Annotated in this window: 16 protein-coding genes; 10 read left to right on the top strand and 6 right to left on the bottom strand. The window is 65.7% G+C overall.

Translation table 11 applies throughout. From position 1 onward, the window contains the following. The first annotated feature begins 8 nt into the window (after window positions 1-8). The 3 genes from Q0071_RS13300 to Q0071_RS13290 are packed head-to-tail and all read left to right on the top strand — an operon-like array spanning window position 9 to window position 3,087. The gene (locus Q0071_RS13300; protein WP_298170074.1) at window positions 9-1,493 is read left to right on the top strand and encodes a phytoene desaturase; all 1,485 of its coding nucleotides are present in this window, start codon (window positions 9-11) and stop codon (window positions 1,491-1,493) included. A gap of 7 nt (window positions 1,494-1,500) precedes the next feature. Next, window positions 1,501-2,082 (top strand): TIGR00730 family Rossman fold protein, encoded by a 582-nt coding sequence (locus Q0071_RS13295; RefSeq protein ID WP_298170071.1) that lies wholly within the window; start codon window positions 1,501-1,503, stop codon window positions 2,080-2,082. Window positions 2,083-2,088: 6 nt separating this feature from the next. Further along, complete coding sequence (locus Q0071_RS13290; RefSeq protein ID WP_298170068.1) at window positions 2,089-3,087, top strand: phytoene/squalene synthase family protein; 999 nt, start codon at window positions 2,089-2,091, stop codon at window positions 3,085-3,087. On the opposite strand, the gene crtD is transcribed toward Q0071_RS13290, so the two are convergent. After that, window positions 3,053-4,570, bottom strand: a complete 1,518-nt coding sequence (gene crtD / locus Q0071_RS13285) for a 1-hydroxycarotenoid 3,4-desaturase CrtD (protein WP_298170065.1) — start codon at window positions 4,568-4,570, stop codon at window positions 3,053-3,055. The two genes, Q0071_RS13290 and crtD, sit on opposite strands and share 35 nt — an antisense overlap. A 1-nt stretch (window position 4,571) precedes the next feature. Further along, window positions 4,572-5,336, bottom strand: coding sequence for a hypothetical protein (locus Q0071_RS13280; RefSeq protein ID WP_298170063.1), 765 nt, complete (start codon window positions 5,334-5,336; stop codon window positions 4,572-4,574). Between the two features lie 88 nt (window positions 5,337-5,424). Here Q0071_RS13280 and Q0071_RS13275 point away from each other — a divergent pair, with 88 nt between their 5' ends. From Q0071_RS13275 to Q0071_RS13260, 4 genes are all read left to right on the top strand, one after another. Beyond that, window positions 5,425-6,837, top strand: coding sequence for a cytochrome P450 (locus Q0071_RS13275; RefSeq protein WP_298170060.1), 1,413 nt, complete (start codon window positions 5,425-5,427; stop codon window positions 6,835-6,837). 4 nt (window positions 6,838-6,841) lie between these two features. Next, the gene (locus tag Q0071_RS13270) at window positions 6,842-7,972 is read left to right on the top strand and encodes an ATP-grasp domain-containing protein (RefSeq protein ID WP_298170057.1); all 1,131 of its coding nucleotides are present in this window, start codon (window positions 6,842-6,844) and stop codon (window positions 7,970-7,972) included. Between the two features lie 124 nt (window positions 7,973-8,096). Beyond that, complete coding sequence (locus Q0071_RS13265; RefSeq protein ID WP_298170054.1) at window positions 8,097-8,945, top strand: cytochrome b/b6 domain-containing protein; 849 nt, start codon at window positions 8,097-8,099, stop codon at window positions 8,943-8,945. Next, the gene (locus tag Q0071_RS13260; RefSeq protein WP_298170051.1) at window positions 8,942-9,730 is read left to right on the top strand and encodes a molybdopterin-binding protein; all 789 of its coding nucleotides are present in this window, start codon (window positions 8,942-8,944) and stop codon (window positions 9,728-9,730) included. The genes Q0071_RS13265 and Q0071_RS13260 overlap by 4 nt, the downstream gene beginning before the upstream one ends. A 22-nt stretch (window positions 9,731-9,752) precedes the next feature. Here Q0071_RS13260 and Q0071_RS13255 read toward each other — a convergent pair whose 3' ends face one another. From Q0071_RS13255 to gorA, 3 genes are read right to left on the bottom strand one after another with little or no spacing between them, the layout of a single operon-like run. Next, window positions 9,753-10,769 (bottom strand): aldehyde reductase, encoded by a 1,017-nt coding sequence (locus Q0071_RS13255; protein WP_298170047.1) that lies wholly within the window; start codon window positions 10,767-10,769, stop codon window positions 9,753-9,755. A gap of 11 nt (window positions 10,770-10,780) precedes the next feature. Beyond that, on the bottom strand, window positions 10,781-11,503 hold the full coding sequence (locus Q0071_RS13250; protein WP_298170044.1) for an SDR family NAD(P)-dependent oxidoreductase: 723 nt from the start codon (window positions 11,501-11,503) through the stop codon (window positions 10,781-10,783). 59 nt (window positions 11,504-11,562) lie between these two features. After that, on the bottom strand, window positions 11,563-12,918 hold the full coding sequence (gorA, locus tag Q0071_RS13245; protein WP_298170041.1) for a glutathione-disulfide reductase: 1,356 nt from the start codon (window positions 12,916-12,918) through the stop codon (window positions 11,563-11,565). A gap of 166 nt (window positions 12,919-13,084) precedes the next feature. Between gorA and Q0071_RS13240 the strand changes: the two genes are divergently transcribed. Next, window positions 13,085-13,276, top strand: coding sequence for a hypothetical protein (locus Q0071_RS13240; RefSeq protein WP_298170039.1), 192 nt, complete (start codon window positions 13,085-13,087; stop codon window positions 13,274-13,276). Between the two features lie 12 nt (window positions 13,277-13,288). Here Q0071_RS13240 and pgi read toward each other — a convergent pair whose 3' ends face one another. Next, window positions 13,289-14,812, bottom strand: coding sequence for a glucose-6-phosphate isomerase (gene pgi, locus Q0071_RS13235; RefSeq protein ID WP_298170037.1), 1,524 nt, complete (start codon window positions 14,810-14,812; stop codon window positions 13,289-13,291). A gap of 154 nt (window positions 14,813-14,966) precedes the next feature. Here pgi and lepB point away from each other — a divergent pair, with 154 nt between their 5' ends. After that, the gene (gene lepB / locus Q0071_RS13230) at window positions 14,967-15,839 is read left to right on the top strand and encodes a signal peptidase I (RefSeq protein WP_298170034.1); all 873 of its coding nucleotides are present in this window, start codon (window positions 14,967-14,969) and stop codon (window positions 15,837-15,839) included. Then, complete coding sequence (rnc, locus tag Q0071_RS13225; RefSeq protein WP_298170031.1) at window positions 15,794-16,513, top strand: ribonuclease III; 720 nt, start codon at window positions 15,794-15,796, stop codon at window positions 16,511-16,513. Before lepB ends, rnc begins: the two co-directional genes overlap by 46 nt. Window positions 16,514-16,515: the final 2 nt, after the last annotated feature.

Below are 16,515 nucleotides of genomic sequence, written 5' to 3'. Positions count from 1 at the left end.
GTTTCATCATGAAGAAAGTAGCCGTCATCGGTGCCGGTTTCGGCGGACTGGCGCTGGCAATTCGCCTGCAGTCGGCAGGGATCCAGACCACCGTGATCGAAGCGCGCGACAAGCCGGGCGGGCGCGCCTACTACTGGGAGCGCGACGGGTTCACCTTCGATGCCGGGCCGACAGTGGTGACCGATCCGCCGTGCCTCAAGGAGTTGTGGGCGCTTTCAGGCCACGACATTTCCGAGGATGTCGAGCTGGTCCCGGTCAAGCCGTTCTACCGGCTTAACTGGGCCGACGGGACCAACTTCGACTACACCAACGACGAGGCCGTGCTGAACGCCGAGATCGCCAAGCTGAGCCCGCGCGACGTGGCCGGCTACGCCGAATTCCTGAAGTTCTCGGCCGGGGTGTTCGAGGAAGGCTACGTCAAGCTCGGCTCGGTGCCGTTCCTCGACTTTGCGTCGATGATCAAATCCGCGCCGCCGCTGATCCGCTATCAGGCCTGGCGCTCGGTCTACTCCATCGTCTCGAGCTATATCGAAAACGAAAAGCTGCGCGAGGCGTTCAGCTTTCACTCGCTGCTGGTCGGTGGCAACCCGATGACCGCGAGCGCGATGTATGCGCTGATCCACAAGCTGGAGAAGGACGGCGGCGTGTGGTGGGCCAAGGGCGGCACCAACAAGCTGATCGCCGGCATGGTCAAGCACTTCGAGCGCCTCGGTGGCACGGTGCGGATGGGCGATGCAGTGGAGCACATCCACTCGCTGGGCAACCGGGTGACGGGCGTGCGGACGAAAAGCGGCTGGCAGGAAAACTTCGATGCGGTCGCTTCCAACGGCGATATCGTCCATTCCTATGCCGATCTCATGCCCGATAACGGACATGCGCAGAGGCGGGCCAAGTCGCTGAAGAAGAAGAAGTTCTCGCCTAGCCTGTTCGTTGTGCACTTCGGCGTGGAAGGCACCTGGCCGGGTATTGCGCACCACATGATCCTGTTCGGTCCGCGCTACAAGGGCCTGCTCGACGACATCTACAAGCACGGCGTGCTGCCCGAGGATTTCTCGATCTATCTTCACCACCCCTCGGTCAGCGATCCGAGCATGGCGCCCCCGGGGATGAGCACGTTCTATGCGCTGGTGCCGGTGGCGAATATGGGCAAGCTGCCGATCGACTGGGACGAAATCGGGCCGCAGTTCGAAAAGCGCGTGCTCGACGAGGTGGGCCGCCGCCTGATCCCGGATATCCACAGCCGGATCGTGACGAAGTTCTCCTATACGCCCAAGGATTTCTCGATCGATCTTTCGGCGCATCAGGGCAGCGCGTTCAGTCTTGAGCCGCTGCTCACGCAATCCGCGTATTTCCGCGCGCACAACCGTGACGACGCGATCAAGAACTTCTATCTGGTCGGCGCGGGCACTCATCCGGGTGCAGGCATACCCGGCGTGGTCGGCAGCGCGAAGGCGACCGCAGGGCTGATGATCGAGGATTTGCTGGGGGCGTGAGAGCAGCGTGAAACGGCTGGCAGTCTATTGCGGTTCGGCATCGCCGGCAGATGCGCGCTATGTTGCGCTGGCACGCGATGTGGGGGCCGAACTGGCCTCGCGCGGGATCGGCGTGGTCTACGGTGGCGGACGGCTGGGCCTGATGGGCGCGGTCGCTGCAGGTGCGCTGGAGGCGGGCGGCGAGGTGATCGGCGTGATCCCCCGCGCGCTGGCCGAAGCCGAGGTTGCCAATCCCGATTGCACGAGTCTGACCATCGTGGAGACGATGCACGAGCGTAAGCAGGCCTTCACCGACCTTTCGGACGGATTCCTGACGCTCCCCGGCGGGGTGGGCACGATGGACGAGCTGTGGGAAGCGGTGAGCTGGTCACAGCTCGGCTATCACAGCAAGCCGGTAGGCCTGCTCAATCCCTTCGGGTTTTACGACAAGCTGCTCGCTTTCCAGACGCACATGATCGAAGTCGGCTTCATTCGGCCGGTGCATGGCGGGATCATTCTGGCCGAGCATGCGCTCGATGTCCTGCTGGCGCGGATGGCGGCGCATGTGCCGCATACACCGATCATCCAGATGTCCGCGAAAGACTTGTGAGGCGGCGTGGCTGAACCTGCTGCAGCGCTGCCGGAACCGGATCGCGCTGCCCTTGTTGCCCATGCCCGTGAGACCATCGCGCGGGGATCGAAGAGCTTTGCGGCAGCCTCGCAGCTGTTTGACAAGACGACGCGGGAGCGGGTCTGGCTGCTCTATGCCTGGTGCCGCGCCTGCGACGACATTGCTGACGAGCAGGACCTGGGCGGCGAACTGGGGACGACGCCGGGGGGCGATGCCGCAGAGCGGCTCGCGCAGATCCGGAGGCTGACCGATCTTGCCATGGCGGGGCTGCCGACCGGCAATCCCAACTTCGATGCGCTGGGCGTGGTCGCGCGCGAATGCGGGCTGACGCGGGGCATGGCGGAGGACGTGATCGACGGCTTTGCGCTGGATGCCGAGGACTGGACCCCGCGCAGCGAGGCGGACCTCCTGCGCTATTGCTTCCATGTCGCGGGTGCCGTCGGCGTGATGATGGCGGTTGTCATGGGCGTGGCGCCCGATGATGACGACACGCTCGACCGCGCCTGCGATCTGGGGCTGGCCTTCCAGCTCGGCAATATCGCGCGCGATGTGGCGGAGGATGACCGCGGCGGGCGCTGCTATCTGCCCGCCGAATGGCTGGCGGAGGCCGACATTCCACCGGGCGAGCAGTTGCGCCCGTGCTACCGCGCTGCGCTCGTCGATGTGGCCAAGCGGCTTGCCGCGCTGGCGGCGGACTACGAAGCTTCGGCGCGGGTCGGCGCGGCGCGGCTAGGGTATCGCCAGCGCTGGGCGATCCTTTCGGCGGCGGGCATCTATGGCGCGATAGCGCGCAAGGTGGCGGCGGGCGGCCCGCGCGTGTGGGATGCCCGCGTGTTCACGTCGCGCGAGGAGAAGCTCGGCTGGGTGCTGCGTGCGGGGCTTCAAGCTCTGGGGAGGCCGGACACCGTGCCGCATCCGAAGTGGTCGCGCATGAGCCTCAAGGCCCTGGTCAACGCAAAGGGGGCTGGTCGGCCGGCAGCATGACCGTGCGCCGGTCACCGGCGAGATCGGCGATAAGGCGCGCAGCGGCGATGCGGCCAGACATCGTGGCCATCGGAATACCCGGCCCCGGGTGTACGCTGCCGCCCGCGAGGTAGAGCCCCGGGACCTTCCCCCGCGCCCCGGCGCGCGCGAAGCTGCCCATCATGCCGTGGTTGGCGCGGCCATAGAGCGCGCCGCCGCTGGCCGGGAAGAGCGCGTGGAACCCGGACGGGTCGGTGATGACGGGCTCGTCGGTTGCCGTAAGTTCGAGCCCGCAATCCTTCATGAGGCCGACACAGCGGCTGGCGAGATCGGCGATCCGGGTATCGGGCAGCGGGCCGCTGTCACCATCAGCAGGCGCATTGATCAGCGCTAGCAGGCGCTCGGGCGTGCCAGCGTGGTGGTCACTCCCCTCCCCCCGGTCCTGCGCGCAGAGATACACAGTGGGCGTTTGCGTAATGCGGCGATCCTTGAAGATGGCATCGAACTCTGCGCCATAATCGTCTGCAAAAAAGACGTTGTGGTGGGCAAGATCGAAGCCCGAAGTGCGCGCCGAGATGCACCAAGTGACGGCGGAGAGAGAGCGCTTGTGCGGTGCCGTCGCGGGAACCGGGCGGACCTCGTCGGTCAGCGCGGAGATATCGCCGTTGAACACCACGGCATCGGCGGCGAGGCGTTCACCGCCCCCCAGCTCTACCCCGGCAACGCGGCCGCCTTCGACGATAATCCGGTCCATCTGCGCACCGAACCGGAAGGTCGCCCCGTGCTTTGCGGCAAGCCCGGCAATCACCCGCGCGACTTCGTGGATGCCGCCGCGCACCAGCCAGACGCCTTGCTGTTCGACATGGGCGATCAACATCAGCGTGGCAGGTGCGGCCCAGGGCGAGGAGCCGACATACGTGGAATAGCGCCCGAACAGCTGACGCAGGCGCGGGTCCTTGAAGTGATCGCCCAGCGCGCCCCACAAGGTGCGCATGGGCACGGTGCGCATCAGTGCGGGGATTCCGAAGGGGCCAAGCCGCGCGACGAGGCCGGGGATCGAGGGGCGCTCCGCCGCGATGAACGAAGCGGCGAGCGTCTTGTAGATATCCGCGCTGCGGGCGCAGAAATCGAGATAGGCGCGAGCTTCGGCGGCCCCGGCAAAGTCTCCGATGGCATCGGCGGAGCGGTTCACATCGGCGAAAAGATCGAGGTTGCCGCCGTTTTGCCAGGCGTGGCGGGCGAGGGTTTCGGCCGGGATCAGGCCGAGATGGTCCTCCAGCCGCTCACCCGCATCGCCGAACAGGCCATCGAAGATCCAGCGCATGGTGAAGACGGTGGGGCCGGCATCGATCGACAGACCGCCGCTTTCCACCCGGCGCATCTTGCCACCGACGCTCGCGGCGCGTTCGACGACGGTGACATCGAGACCTTGCCGGGCAAGATCGGCAGCGGCGGCAAGGCCGCCCATGCCGGCGCCGACAACAACGACCTTTCTCGCCGCCACGTCAGTCCGAAGCCGCGACGCGGCGCGAACGCAGCCTCGGGATCACGCTGATGCCCGCCTTCTGGTCGATGCGGATGCGGTGGTAGATGAGGATGATGAGGCCGGTGACGAGCGGGACCGACCACATCGCCGGATGGAGCGCGAGCGCGGGGAACAGCCGCACCGAACCAAACGCGAGGAAGGCAGTGTAGACCGAGATGCCAGCGCCGACGAGCGCCTTCACATGCTCCTTCAGCCACATCACCGGCGAAGGATTGCGCGAAAAGAGGAACACGAGATTGGTAATGCCCGTCGCCATGCCGACGACCGAAATGAGCATCATCAGCGGCTGATGGATGCGCGCGCCGTCCCATGCGCAGACGACGGCGGCGATCATCACAAGGACCTGCAGCGCCACATTGAGCGGGGTGCGATTGGCCGCGACGTTGCGGCGGTTCTGCACGCAGAGCCAGCCATACCAGGCGAGATTGAGCGTGAGGATGGCATTGTGGAGCATCATCACGCCGAAAATGCCGCGCACGAAATCGGCATCGAACTTGCCGACAAGGTGCGGATGGACGGCCATCGGATCGTAGAGCGTGAAAAGGCTCATCACGAGCGCGAGGCAGCCGGTGATCAGGATGGCCTTGGTGAAAATGCGGCCCCACTTGCGGTGGTTCACATCGCCCTTGCGGCCGACGACCGGAATCCAGAAGGCGATAGCCCCGGTTGCCCCGGCGGCGATATGCGCCGCTATCAGGCAGCGGAACAGCAGCAGTTCCATCACGTCCCCCGGTTCGTCTTCATGCGACTATTCCACTGGACACGCCCCGTGTAAACATAACATTACACCGGGAGAGCAAGTGGGGAGCCCTGTGAGCGAGACTGTGAGCCAGACTGCAAGCCCTGTCCGCTATCGGCCACCGCGCCCGACTTCACTGGGCGCGGTGACCGCGCTGCTGCGCGTGGCGTTGCGCGGGGATGGCGATCTGCTGAGCCTGCTTCCGGCCAGCGCCTATCGCTGCGATGTCGGCCCGCTGGGCTATTCGCGGCGCTCGATCCTGATCGTGAACCGGCCCGACGAGGTGCGGCGGGTGCTGTCTGACCCGGAAGGCATCTTTCCCAAGAGCGACCTGATGGTCGATGCGCTCGCGCCGCTGATCGGTGATTCGATCTTCGTCTCGTCCGGAGAGGTATGGCAGCGGCAGCGGCGGATGATCGATCCGGCCTTCACGATGATGCGGGTGAACCGCGCGTTTCCGGCGATGCAGGAAGGCGCGCAGGCCTGCGAGGAGATGCTTGCAGCGCGCGCGGCGGACGGCGCAGCGTTCTCGCTCGACCTTACCATGAGCCACCTGACGGCGGACATCATCTGCCGCACGGTGTTCAGCACCGGGCTGGAAACCGGGGCGGCGCACGATGTGTTCGATGCCTTCACCTTGTTCGAGCATAGCGTCGCGCAAGTCGAGATCCGGCGGCTGATCATGGCGCCGGCCTGGACTCCGGTGCCGCAAAAGGACTTCGTGCTGGAGGCTTGCCGACGCATCCGGGGGCATCTGGGCGATCTGCTTGATACCCATGTGGGACCGAACGGCGAGCACTTTGACGATATCGCGGCGGCGGTGATCGCGGCGCGCGATGATTTCACGCGGACGGCGTTTACGCGCGAGGAGCTTATCGACCAGTTGGGCGTGCTGTTTCTGGCGGGGCACGAGACGAGCGCAAGCGCGCTGACCTGGGCCTTCTATCTGCTGGCGATGCAACCGCAGCTGGTGGCGCGGGTGCGGCAGGAAATCCGCGTGGTGGCGGGCGAGGATGGCCCCATCGGTTTCGAGGAAACCAAGCACCTGCCGACGATCCGCAACGTGTTTCGTGAAACGCTCAGGCTCTATCCGCCGATCACCTTCCTGCCGCGCGTGGCGACCGAAGCGACCACGATCGGCGGCAGGCGCGTGAAACGCGGGGCGCTGGTGATGGTGGCGCCGTGGGTGCTGCATCGGCATCGGCGCTTCTGGAAAGACCCGGATGTGTTCGATCCCGACCGGTTCCTGCCCGCGCGCGAGAGCGAGCTGACGCCGGGGGCCTATATTCCCTTCGGACAGGGCCCGCGCGTCTGCGCCGGGGCAGCATTCGCGCTGACCGAGGCGGTGCTGCTGATCGCGCGGCTGTTTCGCCGGTTTGATTTCCATATCGAGGACGCAGGCGCCGTGCGCCCGGCGGCGCGGCTGACGACGCGTCCTGCCAAGCAGATCATGGTGCGGGTGGCGCCAGTGACCAAGCGGGCGTGAGGTCATGACGACAGTGCTGCTCACGCTGGGACGGCTGCCCAAGGCGCTCGATCTGGCTCGGGGTTTCAGCAAGGCCGGGTGCCGGGTGCTGGTGGCCGAGCCTTATGGCTGGACCTTGGCGGGGGCTTCGCGGCACGCAGCGCGCGAATTCAAGGTGCCGCCACCAAGCGCCGGAAAGACGGCTTATCTCGCGGCGCTCGCTCAGATCGCGGAGCGTGAGGGTGTGGACCTTGTTGTGCCTGTCTCGGAAGAGACCATGCATGTGGCGCATCTGGCGGGCATGCTGCCGGATGGCACACGGCTGTTCACGATGCCGCCGCGCGAAGTGCTGGCGCTGCATGACAAGGCCAGCTTTGTGCAAAAGGCGGCGGCGATGGGGCTGGCGGTTCCCGAAAGCGCTCCGCTGGGGAGCGCGGAAGCGGAGGCGCTCGCGCGGTCCGGTCCGGTGGTGGTGAAGCCGGTCTATTCGTGTTCGGGCAATGGCCTCAGCATCTTGCGCGGCGGCGAGCCCCTGCCCCCGGCCAATCCGGCGCAGCCGATGGTGGTGCAGCGGTTTGTCGAGGGGCAGGAGCACAGCACCTGCACGATTGCTCAAGGCGGCCGCGTGGCGGCTACCATGGTCTACCGGGGGGCACTGATGTCCGGCTCGGTCGCGGTGGCGTTCGAGCGGGTGGACGTGCCGGCAATCGAAGCATGGGTCACGCGCTTTGTGGCGGAAACGGGGTGGAGCGGGTTCATCTCCTTCGACTTCATCATCGACGCGGCGGGTGTGCCCTACGCCATCGAGTGCAATCCGCGCGCGACGAGCGGGGTGCATTTCTGGGAAGGCGCGGACATTGCCCGCGCAGTGCTGGAGCCCGGCTGGACTGGGCCGGTGCGGGTGCGGCGAGAGCGGACCTTGCAGCAGTTCTATGCCTGCCTGACCGAGACGCAGGGGGCGATGCTGCGGCGCAAGGGGTTCCTCCCCGCGCTCAGAACCCTCGTTACCACACGCGATGTGAGCTGGGACAAGCGGGACCCCTGGCCATTCCTGAGCATGATCGGCACCTCGTGGCCGATCATCTGGCAATCGATCACCAAAGGCGCCCGGTTTGGCGAGGTGGCGACGGTCGACGTCGGGTGGTACGAAGACTGACGTGATTTTTTCTGCGTGATGTAACGTTTTGCGAGGCCGGACCGAACCGGTCTGTGCGGCGCTTGCTCTTCCATCCCGGTAGGGCATGCTTGACGCCTGCGCGCGGCTTGGCGGGAGCGGGAACTTGGCGACACACACTGCTGACAGCGAGGCTGGCAGACCGACAAGCCGGGCAGAGGCGGGCGCTTCGCCGCTGATCTACCGCACGAAACTGCCGGTGCGGATCTGGCACTGGATCAATGCCCTCTCCATCTTCGTGATGCTGATGAGCGGGATGATGATCTTCAATGCACATCCCCGGCTCTATTGGGGCGAGTACGGCGCGAACCTCGATACGCCGTGGCTGGTGATCGGCAACCGCGGCACCAGCGGTTTCCTCTATGTGCTGGGGATCGAGATCCCGACGACGGGCGTACTTGGTTATGCGCAGAACACGGCGAACGCCTTCCCGCCGCTGGTGACGATCCCTTCGACCTACAGCCTTGCCGATGCGCGCCAGTGGCACTTCGCGTTTGCCTGGGTGCTGCTGATCAGCGCGACGCTGTTCATGCTTTACAACATTGTTTCCGGACACTTGCGGCGTGATCTTGCCTTGAAGCGTGAAGAGCGCAGCCTTTCGCACTTGTGGCACGACATCAAGGAACATGCCCGGTTGCGCTTTCCCACCGGTGATGCGGCGCGGGCCTACAATCCGCTCCAGAAGATCGCTTATCTGGGCGTGCTCTTCGTGCTGATCCCGGTGGTGATCCTGACCGGCTGCACGATGTCGCCCATGCTGAACGCGGCCTTCCCGTGGCTGGCGGACGTGTTCGGCGGGCGGCCCTCGGCGCGCTCGATCCATTTCCTCTGCGCGACCGGGTTCGCGCTGTTCATTACGGTTCATCTGCTGGCGGTGGTGCTGGCGGGGCCGTTGAACGAGCTGCGCTCGATCATCACGGGCTGGTACCGTCTGCCGAAGGAGCGTTCGAAATGAGCGACGACAAGTCAGGGATCATCATGCCCGCGCCCTCATCGCTGATCACCCGGCGCAACGCGCTGATGGGCGGCGCGGGGCTCCTGCTGGCGGGCTGCGACCAGATCAACGCCTCCCCCACGGTGAAAGCGGCGCTGAGCCTCGGCGAGAAGGCCACCCATGGCGCCCAGCGTCTCGTAACGGACCGCAATGCCTTGGCGGAGGAGTTCAGCCGGGCAGAAATGTCGCCGGTATTCCGCCAAAACGGCAATCAGAACCCGGGGACGAGCGCGTACAACGCGCTTGCCGCCAACAAGTTCGCCGACTGGACGCTGAGCGTGGACGGCATGGTGGCACATCCGCTGCGCATCAGTCTGGCGCAGATGATGTCGGCACCGCGCCGCACGCAGATCACCCGGCACGATTGCGTGGAAGGCTGGAGCGCGATCGGCGAATGGTCGGGCGTGCCGCTCGGCCTGATCCTGAAGCGCGCGGGAATGTCGTCCAACGCGAAGTACGTGGTGTTCCATTGCGCGGACAGCACCGGGGGTATTCCGTATTACGAGAGCATCGACATGATTGATGCCTTCCACCCGCAGACGATCCTGGCGACGCACATGAACGGCGAACTGCTCGCCGTGGGGCACGGCGCGCCGCTGCGCCTCAGGGTCGAGCGGCAGCTGGGCTACAAGCAGGCCAAGTATGTGATGCGCGTGGAGGCAGTCGCCTCGCTTGATGGCATCCACGGTGGCGGCGGTGGCTATTGGGAGGATCACCGCGGGTATCAGTGGTTCGCGGGGATCTGAGGGGCGAGCCCCCTACCCCCCGTCAGACCTTCACGATACCGCGTTCGATCAGGCTCTTTGCGCAATCGATGATCGATTCCTCTGCCGGGCGGGTCTTCCAGCCGAGGCGTTCGAGCGCGTGGGCGGCGCTGGCATCGCGCACATTGCCAAGCTCACCGACGACCTGACGGATCAGCGGATTGAACTTTGCGGCGAAGCGGACGAGCCAATCAGGCAGACGCCGGGTGGGTACCCTGCGCGCCTCCAGCGGCATCCCAGCGCGCAGGATCTGCGCAACCTCGATCATCTTGAGGAACGGGCCCGAGGCGATGAATCGTTCGCCATCCAGCCCCGGTTCGGTGAGCACGCGGACGTGGAGATCGGCCAGATCGCGCACATCGACAATGCCGAAACCGAGATCGGGACAGCCGGGGAGCGCGCCGGAGAGCAACTGGTTCACCATCTCGATCGAGGCGGAGAAATCAGGGCTCCAGACCGGGCCGAGCACGGCGGCGGGATTGATGGAGAGGAACTCCATGCCGGCTCCTTCCTTCGCCATCCACTCACGCGCAGCGCGTTCCGCAACGGTCTTGGATTTGACGTAGGCATAGGCATCGCGGCTGTGGATGTTGGTCCAGTCGGCTTCGGTGAAGTGGTGGTGACCCTTGCCGTGGCCATAGGCGATGGCCGCGACCGATGACGTCTGGACGAAACGCGTAACACCGGCAGCCTTGGCGATGCGCAGCGTGCGCACAGTGCCCTCGCGAGCGGGGATGATGAGTTCATCGGGATTGCGCGGCGGTTTGCTGCTGAACGGCGAGGCGACGTGCAACACATGGCTACAGCCCTCCATCGCTTCGGCCCAGCCGGCATCGGCGGTAAGATCGGCAGCGAAGAACTTCAGCGTTTCCGCCGTGCCGCCGAGCAGCGGGCGCAGCTCTGCTTCGCGCTTCAGGCTGCGCACGGTGGCGTGGACCGTCCAGCCTTCGGCCAGCAGCTGCTGGATGATGAACCCGGCGATGTAGCCACTGCCACCGGAGACGAGGACTGTCTTGCTCATGGCTGTTTCCTTCAGAAGCGGAGCATGATGGAGCGGGCTAGTGCAGGCGATACGGAATAGACCGCGCGCAGCACTTTCACCATGCCGACATTGGCCTCATTCTTGCCGCCTTCCATTGCGGCGATGATCTGGCGGGCGCATTCCTCCGGGCTGAGCTTGCTGCTGCCGCGCCCGGCGGTCATCGCGGTATCGACGAGCGGAGGCATCGCCTCGAGTACATGCACGCCGGTCCCCTTGAGCTGGGCGCGCAGAGCCATCGTGTAGCTGCGCAAAGCGGCCTTCGTTGCGCAGTAGAGCGGCGAGCCGGCATTGGGGGCGATGGCAAGGCCCGAAGTGACGTTGACGATCATCGCCTCGGGGCGGCTACGCAAGGTATCCATCAGCCTGCCGATCAGGCGGATCGGCGCGTGCACATTGAGCCACAGCGTGCGCTCGTCGTCCGCTTCGAGCGGCGGCGCCTCGCGGAAATCATGCGCCGCGCCCATGCCGGCGTTGTTGATGAGAACATCGATGGGCCGGCCGGCGAGACCCGCAATGACGGCCTCCACCCCTTCCGGCCCGGCGAGATCAGCTGGGATGACTTCGAAGCCCTCTGCCCCGGCGGCCGCGATCCGCTCCGGTGTCCGTCCCGTAATGATCAGGTTGGCGCCTTTGCCCCGCAATTGGCGGGCAAGGCGCAGGCCGATGCCATCGGTGCCGCCTGTCAGCAGGATGGTCTTGCCTTGAAAGTTCACGCAGTGCTCCCCGGATATCTTTCCGGGAAGACTAACGGGTCGGTTGCATTGTGCAACCTTCACTTCATCAGCACAAGTTCCTCGGCCATCGACGGGTGCAGCGCGACCGTGGCATCGAAATCGGCCTTGGTCAGCCCGGCCTTCACCGCGATGGCGGCAGCCTGCAGGATTTCCGGCGCTTCGGGGCCGATCATGTGGATCGCCAGCACCCGATCGGTCGCGGCATCGACGATCATCTTGTAGAGCCCGCGCTCGGGCCGATGGGCGAAGATGTTCTTCATCGGGCGGAAATCCGACGAATAGACCTTGATCGAACCGTACTTGTTGCGCGCCTGCCCCTCGGTCGGGCCAACTCCGGCAAGCGGGGGCTGCGAGAACACAGCGCTCGGGATGCAGCTGTAGTCGATCGTTACGTGCTTGCCGCCGAACACGCGGTCGGCAAAGGCTTGGCCTTCGCGGATGGCGACGGGAGTGAGCTGCACGCGGTCCGTTACGTCACCCACTGCATAGATGCTGGGGCAACTGGTCTGGGCCCGCTCATCGACGAGGATCTCTCCGTTCTCGCCCAGCTTGACGCCTGCCGTTTCAAGACCGAGCCCGTCCGTCTTGGGGCGGCGACCGGTGGCGACGAGGACCTGATCGGCCAGGATCGGATCGATCTGGCCCTTGAGCCAGACTTCGAGCAGGCCATCCTCACGCTTGACGACCCTCTCGAACGGGCAGTTGAAGCGGTACTGGATGCCGCGCGCCATGGTGATCTGGAGCAGCCGGTCGCGCAGGGCTTCGTCATAGGTGCGCAGCAGCGTCTCCGAGCGATTGACCACCGTTACGTGACTGCCAAGCGCGTTGAAGATACCGGCAAACTCAATAGCGATATAGCCCGCGCCGGAAATCACCACGCGCTGGGGAAACTGTTCGAGGTGGAAGACCTCGTTCGAGGTGATGCAGTGCTCGGACCCTTCGAATTCAGGCATGACCGGCCAGGCGCCTGTCGCCACGAGGATGTGCTTCGCGGTGATCTCGCGCCCCGAGGCAAGCCGGACTGAATGGGGGCCGGTGATGACGGCACGCTCAAGATAACGCTCGACCTTGTGGGTTTCGAGCGTGGAAGTGTAGGCGGCGTTGAGCCGGTCGACATCGCGCAGGACAGCGTCGCGCAGGGTCGGCCAGTCGAACGTGGTGTTTTCGACCGTCCAGCCGTAGTTGGCCGCGTCCTGCAGTTCCTCGGCGAAGTGGGAGCCGTAAACGAGCAGCTTCTTGGGCACGCAGCCACGGATCACGCATGTGCCACCGACGCGGAACTCCTCGGCCACCGCAACGCGCGCGCCGTGGCTGGCGGCAACGCGGCTGGCGCGCACGCCGCCAGACCCGGCACCGATGACAAAGAGATCATAATCGTACTGGGTATCGGTCATGCAAAAGGCTCCTCAGGCGTGCGCCCATATGGGGTATCGGGGGGCGCCGCGACAATGCCCCATTGCCAAGGTTTCGCAGCCCGCACGGCATGGACGCGGAACATCGGCGGCGGCTGGCGCGTTATTGCGCCACGCGGCCAATCCGGCCGCTCCGGGAAGGCCTGTCATGCAACACGAAGGCGAAGAGGTGCATATCGACACCGAAGAAGTCAGCGGCGGCGACAAGGACAGGAGCCTCATCAAGATGGTAGTGATCGGCACGCTGCTGGCGATCGGGCTGCTGTCGGCGGTCTGGATCACAGGTGCAGTGCGGTTCGATCAGGCGCATCCGACCGCCGAGGCGACCGCCGCGCCCTGATCAGCCCAAGAGCTAACCGTCGATGCCCGCCGCCGCGAGCAGCGCCGTGGTCGAGGCATCGAAGGTGGCATCACCTGCCTCGATCGACTTTGCGATGGCCTTGCCGAGCTCGACGCCGAATTGGTCGAACGGATTGAGGCCGAGCATCATTGCCGAGACGAACGTGCGATGCTCGTGAAAGGCGATCAGGCTTCCGAGCGTAGCGGCACCGAGCTCGTCGCACAGGATCGTGGCCGAGGGGCGGTCGCCAGGATAGTCGCGCGCCAGATCGTCGCCGCCCGCCTTGCCGGCCATCAGCGCGGCACCCTGCGCAAAACAGTTGGCAAGAAGCGTGCGATGGTGCGCCGGGTCGAAATCATGGCCCGGTACGCTGACGGCGAGGAAATCGACCGGGATCAGGTGCGTGCCCTGATGGAGCAGCTGGAACACGGCGTGCTGGGCATCCGTGCCGACGCCGCCCCAGGTGACGGGGGCGCTGGGCCGCACGAGCGGGGTGCCGCCAGCCGTCACGCGCTTGCCGTTCGATTCCATTTCAAGCTGCTGGAGGTAGCTGGGGAGCAGCGCGAGGCGCTCGTCATAAGCAAAGACCGCGCGGCTGCCGCAGTGGCGCGCCTGCGTGTAGTAGAGATCGGCGAAAGCGGCGCGGATCACGGCGTTTTCAGCGGCCGCGGCTTCGAGGAAGTGGCGGTCGATCGCGGCAGCGCCGGCGAGGAACGCGGCAAACCCGTCCCAGCCCAGCGCGAGGGCGATGGGAAAGCCGATCGAGGACCACAACGAATAACGCCCGCCCACCGTTTCGGCGAAGGGCAGGACGCGCGTTTCGTCGACGCCCCAGGCCACGGCCTTGTCGGGCGCGGCAGTGAGCGCGACGACGCGGCCATAGGGGTCTTCCACCCCGCCCTCACGCAGCCAGTCGAGCGCGCTGGTGGCGTTCATCAGGGTTTCGGTGGTGGTGAAAGTCTTGGAGGCGACCGCGATCAAGGTGGTGGCGGGATCGCACTGGGCGACGGCCGCCGCAAGCGCCGCGCCATCGACGTTGGAGACGACGTGGACCGCGACCTTCGCATCCTCGCGCGCGAGCGCGTCGATGGCGAGCGCGGGGCCGAGGGCGGAACCGCCGATGCCGATGTGGATGAGGCTCTTCACCTCGCCCAGCAGACCTTCGTGGATTGCCTCGACCAGCGCAGCCATGCGCTCATGAAAGCGCTCGGCTTCCTCGGCTGCGGCGGGATTGCCGACGCCGCGTTCGGCCGTGTGGGTGGCGGCGCGGCCTTCGGTGTTGTTGATGAGCGCGCCGGCAAACAGAGCCTCGCGGCTGGCTGCAAGATCGACCGCTTCCGCGATCTGGCCAAGCACGGCTTCGACTTCGGGCGAAAGGTGCGTCTTCGACCAGTCAAAGCGAATCGGGCCGCCGGGGAGATCGAGCACAGTCGCGTAACGCTCGAGCCGCGCAGGATCCGCGAAAAGCTCGGTCAACGTGGGGCGAGGCAGGCTTTCAAGCGCGGTCCAGAGCGGGGCGGTATCGGTGGCGGCCATATTGTGTCGTCTCCAGGGGATATGCGGGCGTACCCCGCCCATTCGACCAAGCGCAAGGTATCGCCGACCGGCGCGGCTGCTAAATTCGTCTGCGTGGCCCTATCCGTGCAGTCTGCGCTTGACGGATGCGAGGCCCCTCCACATGACCGCTGCGATGACTGAACCCTCCGAAAACACGCCTGAGAGCACGGCAACCGTGGCGCCTGCGGTGCAGGATGCGCCGCCGCCGGCTGCGAACAAGAAGAAGGAACGCAAGGAAGACAGCTTCCCGGTGTTCGTGATCAAGCTGGTGCTGATCGTGGCATTCTTCCGCAGCTTCGTGTTCTCGCCTTTCAACATCCCTTCGGAATCGATGCTGCCACGGCTGGAGAACGGCGATTACTTGCTGGCGGCAAAGTGGCCCTACGGCTTTTCGTCCTACTCGCTGCCCTTCAGCCTGCCGCTGCTGCCGAAGCGTATACTGGCGAACCAGCCTCTGCGCGGCGACGTGGTGATCTTCAAGGCACCGCCGGGCAATGACGTTGACTATATCAAGCGCGTCATCGGGCTGCCGGGGGATACGGTGCAAATGATCGGCGGGCAGCTGCACCTCAACGGCGTTCCGGTGCCCAAGGTGAAGGTTGCGGATTTCGTGATCCGGCAGTCGCCCAACACCAGCTGCATCGCGCCCGAGTTCGAGGCGGTGGAGCCGAACGGGATCCAGAGCTGCCACTATCCGCAGTTCCGCGAGACCCTGCCCGGCGGCAAGTCGTACAACGTGCTCGATCTGGGCTACCGGCCGCAGGATGATACGCCGCCGGTGGTGGTGCCAGCGGGGCACGTGTTCCTGATGGGCGACAACCGCGACAACTCGATGGACAGCCGCTTCCCGGCGGTCGAGGGCGGCGGGATCGGGCTCGTGCCGCAGGATAACCTGATCGGCCGCGCCACGATTGTGATGTGGTCGACCGACGGCAGCGCCAACTGGTTCCTGCCTTGGACATGGTTCACCGCGCTGCGCGCGGACCGCATCGGGGGCACGTTCTGATCGCCAATCTTACGGAGGAGACCGCGGGCTTCATCGCCACGCTGACCGGCAAGGCCCCTGCCCGGCCCGACCTGTGGCACGAAGCGCTGACACACGGATCGATGGGCGAAGTGCGCGATTACCAGCGGCTCGAGTTCCTTGGCGACCGCGTACTCGGCCTCGCTATCGCGGAATGGCTGCACGAACTGAGCGACGCGGCGGAAGGCAAGCTTTCGCAGCGTTTGAACGTGCTCGTCAGCCGCGAGACTTGTGCCGAGGTCGCGCGCACGCTGGGCGTGGTTCCGCATATCCGGCTCGGCAAGCAGGCCCGCGGCGATGGAGCTGGGCAGAGCGACAATGTGCTGGGCGATGTGATGGAAGCGCTTATCGGGGCCTTGTTCCTCGAACGCGGCTTCGATGCCGCGCGCGCTTTTGTGCGCAAGTCGTGGGAACCGGCGATGGCGGGCGGCGCAGGGCAGCGCAAGCACCCCAAGGCGGCGCTGCAGGAATGGGCGGCGGGCAATCGCCGCAAGCCGCCGGTCTACACACTGCTGGAGCGCAGCGGACCGGATCACGCGGCGGTGTTTACCGTGCGGGTCGAAGTGGCCGGCGTCGGCGCCGAACAGGCAACAGGTTCAAGCAAGCAGGAAGCAGAGCGCGGCGCAGCAGCGGCGTTCATGGCGCGCTATGGGTGATA

Source organism: Novosphingobium sp. (assembly GCF_027486195.1).
Lineage (GTDB): Bacteria > Pseudomonadota > Alphaproteobacteria > Sphingomonadales > Sphingomonadaceae > Novosphingobium.
This window is presented reverse-complemented; position numbering and strand designations above follow the sequence as displayed.

Bases quoted from the DNA above. Each gene is read 5' to 3' on its own strand.
- Q0071_RS13300 (WP_298170074.1), top strand. From the start codon at position 9: ATGAAGAAAGTAGCCGTCATCGGTGCCGGTTTCGGCGGACTGGCGCTG.
- Q0071_RS13260 (WP_298170051.1), top strand. From the start codon at position 8,942: ATGAGCGACGACAAGTCAGGGATCATCATGCCCGCGCCCTCATCGCTG.
- gorA (WP_298170041.1), bottom strand. From the start codon at position 12,918: ATGACCGATACCCAGTACGATTATGATCTCTTTGTCATCGGTGCCGGG.
- pgi (WP_298170037.1), bottom strand. From the start codon at position 14,812: ATGGCCGCCACCGATACCGCCCCGCTCTGGACCGCGCTTGAAAGCCTG.
- Q0071_RS13270 (WP_298170057.1), top strand. From the start codon at position 6,842: ATGACGACAGTGCTGCTCACGCTGGGACGGCTGCCCAAGGCGCTCGAT.
- Q0071_RS13240 (WP_298170039.1), top strand. From the start codon at position 13,085: ATGCAACACGAAGGCGAAGAGGTGCATATCGACACCGAAGAAGTCAGC.
- rnc (WP_298170031.1), top strand. From the start codon at position 15,794: ATGGTTCACCGCGCTGCGCGCGGACCGCATCGGGGGCACGTTCTGATC.
- Q0071_RS13255 (WP_298170047.1), bottom strand. From the start codon at position 10,769: ATGAGCAAGACAGTCCTCGTCTCCGGTGGCAGTGGCTACATCGCCGGG.
- lepB (WP_298170034.1), top strand. From the start codon at position 14,967: ATGACTGAACCCTCCGAAAACACGCCTGAGAGCACGGCAACCGTGGCG.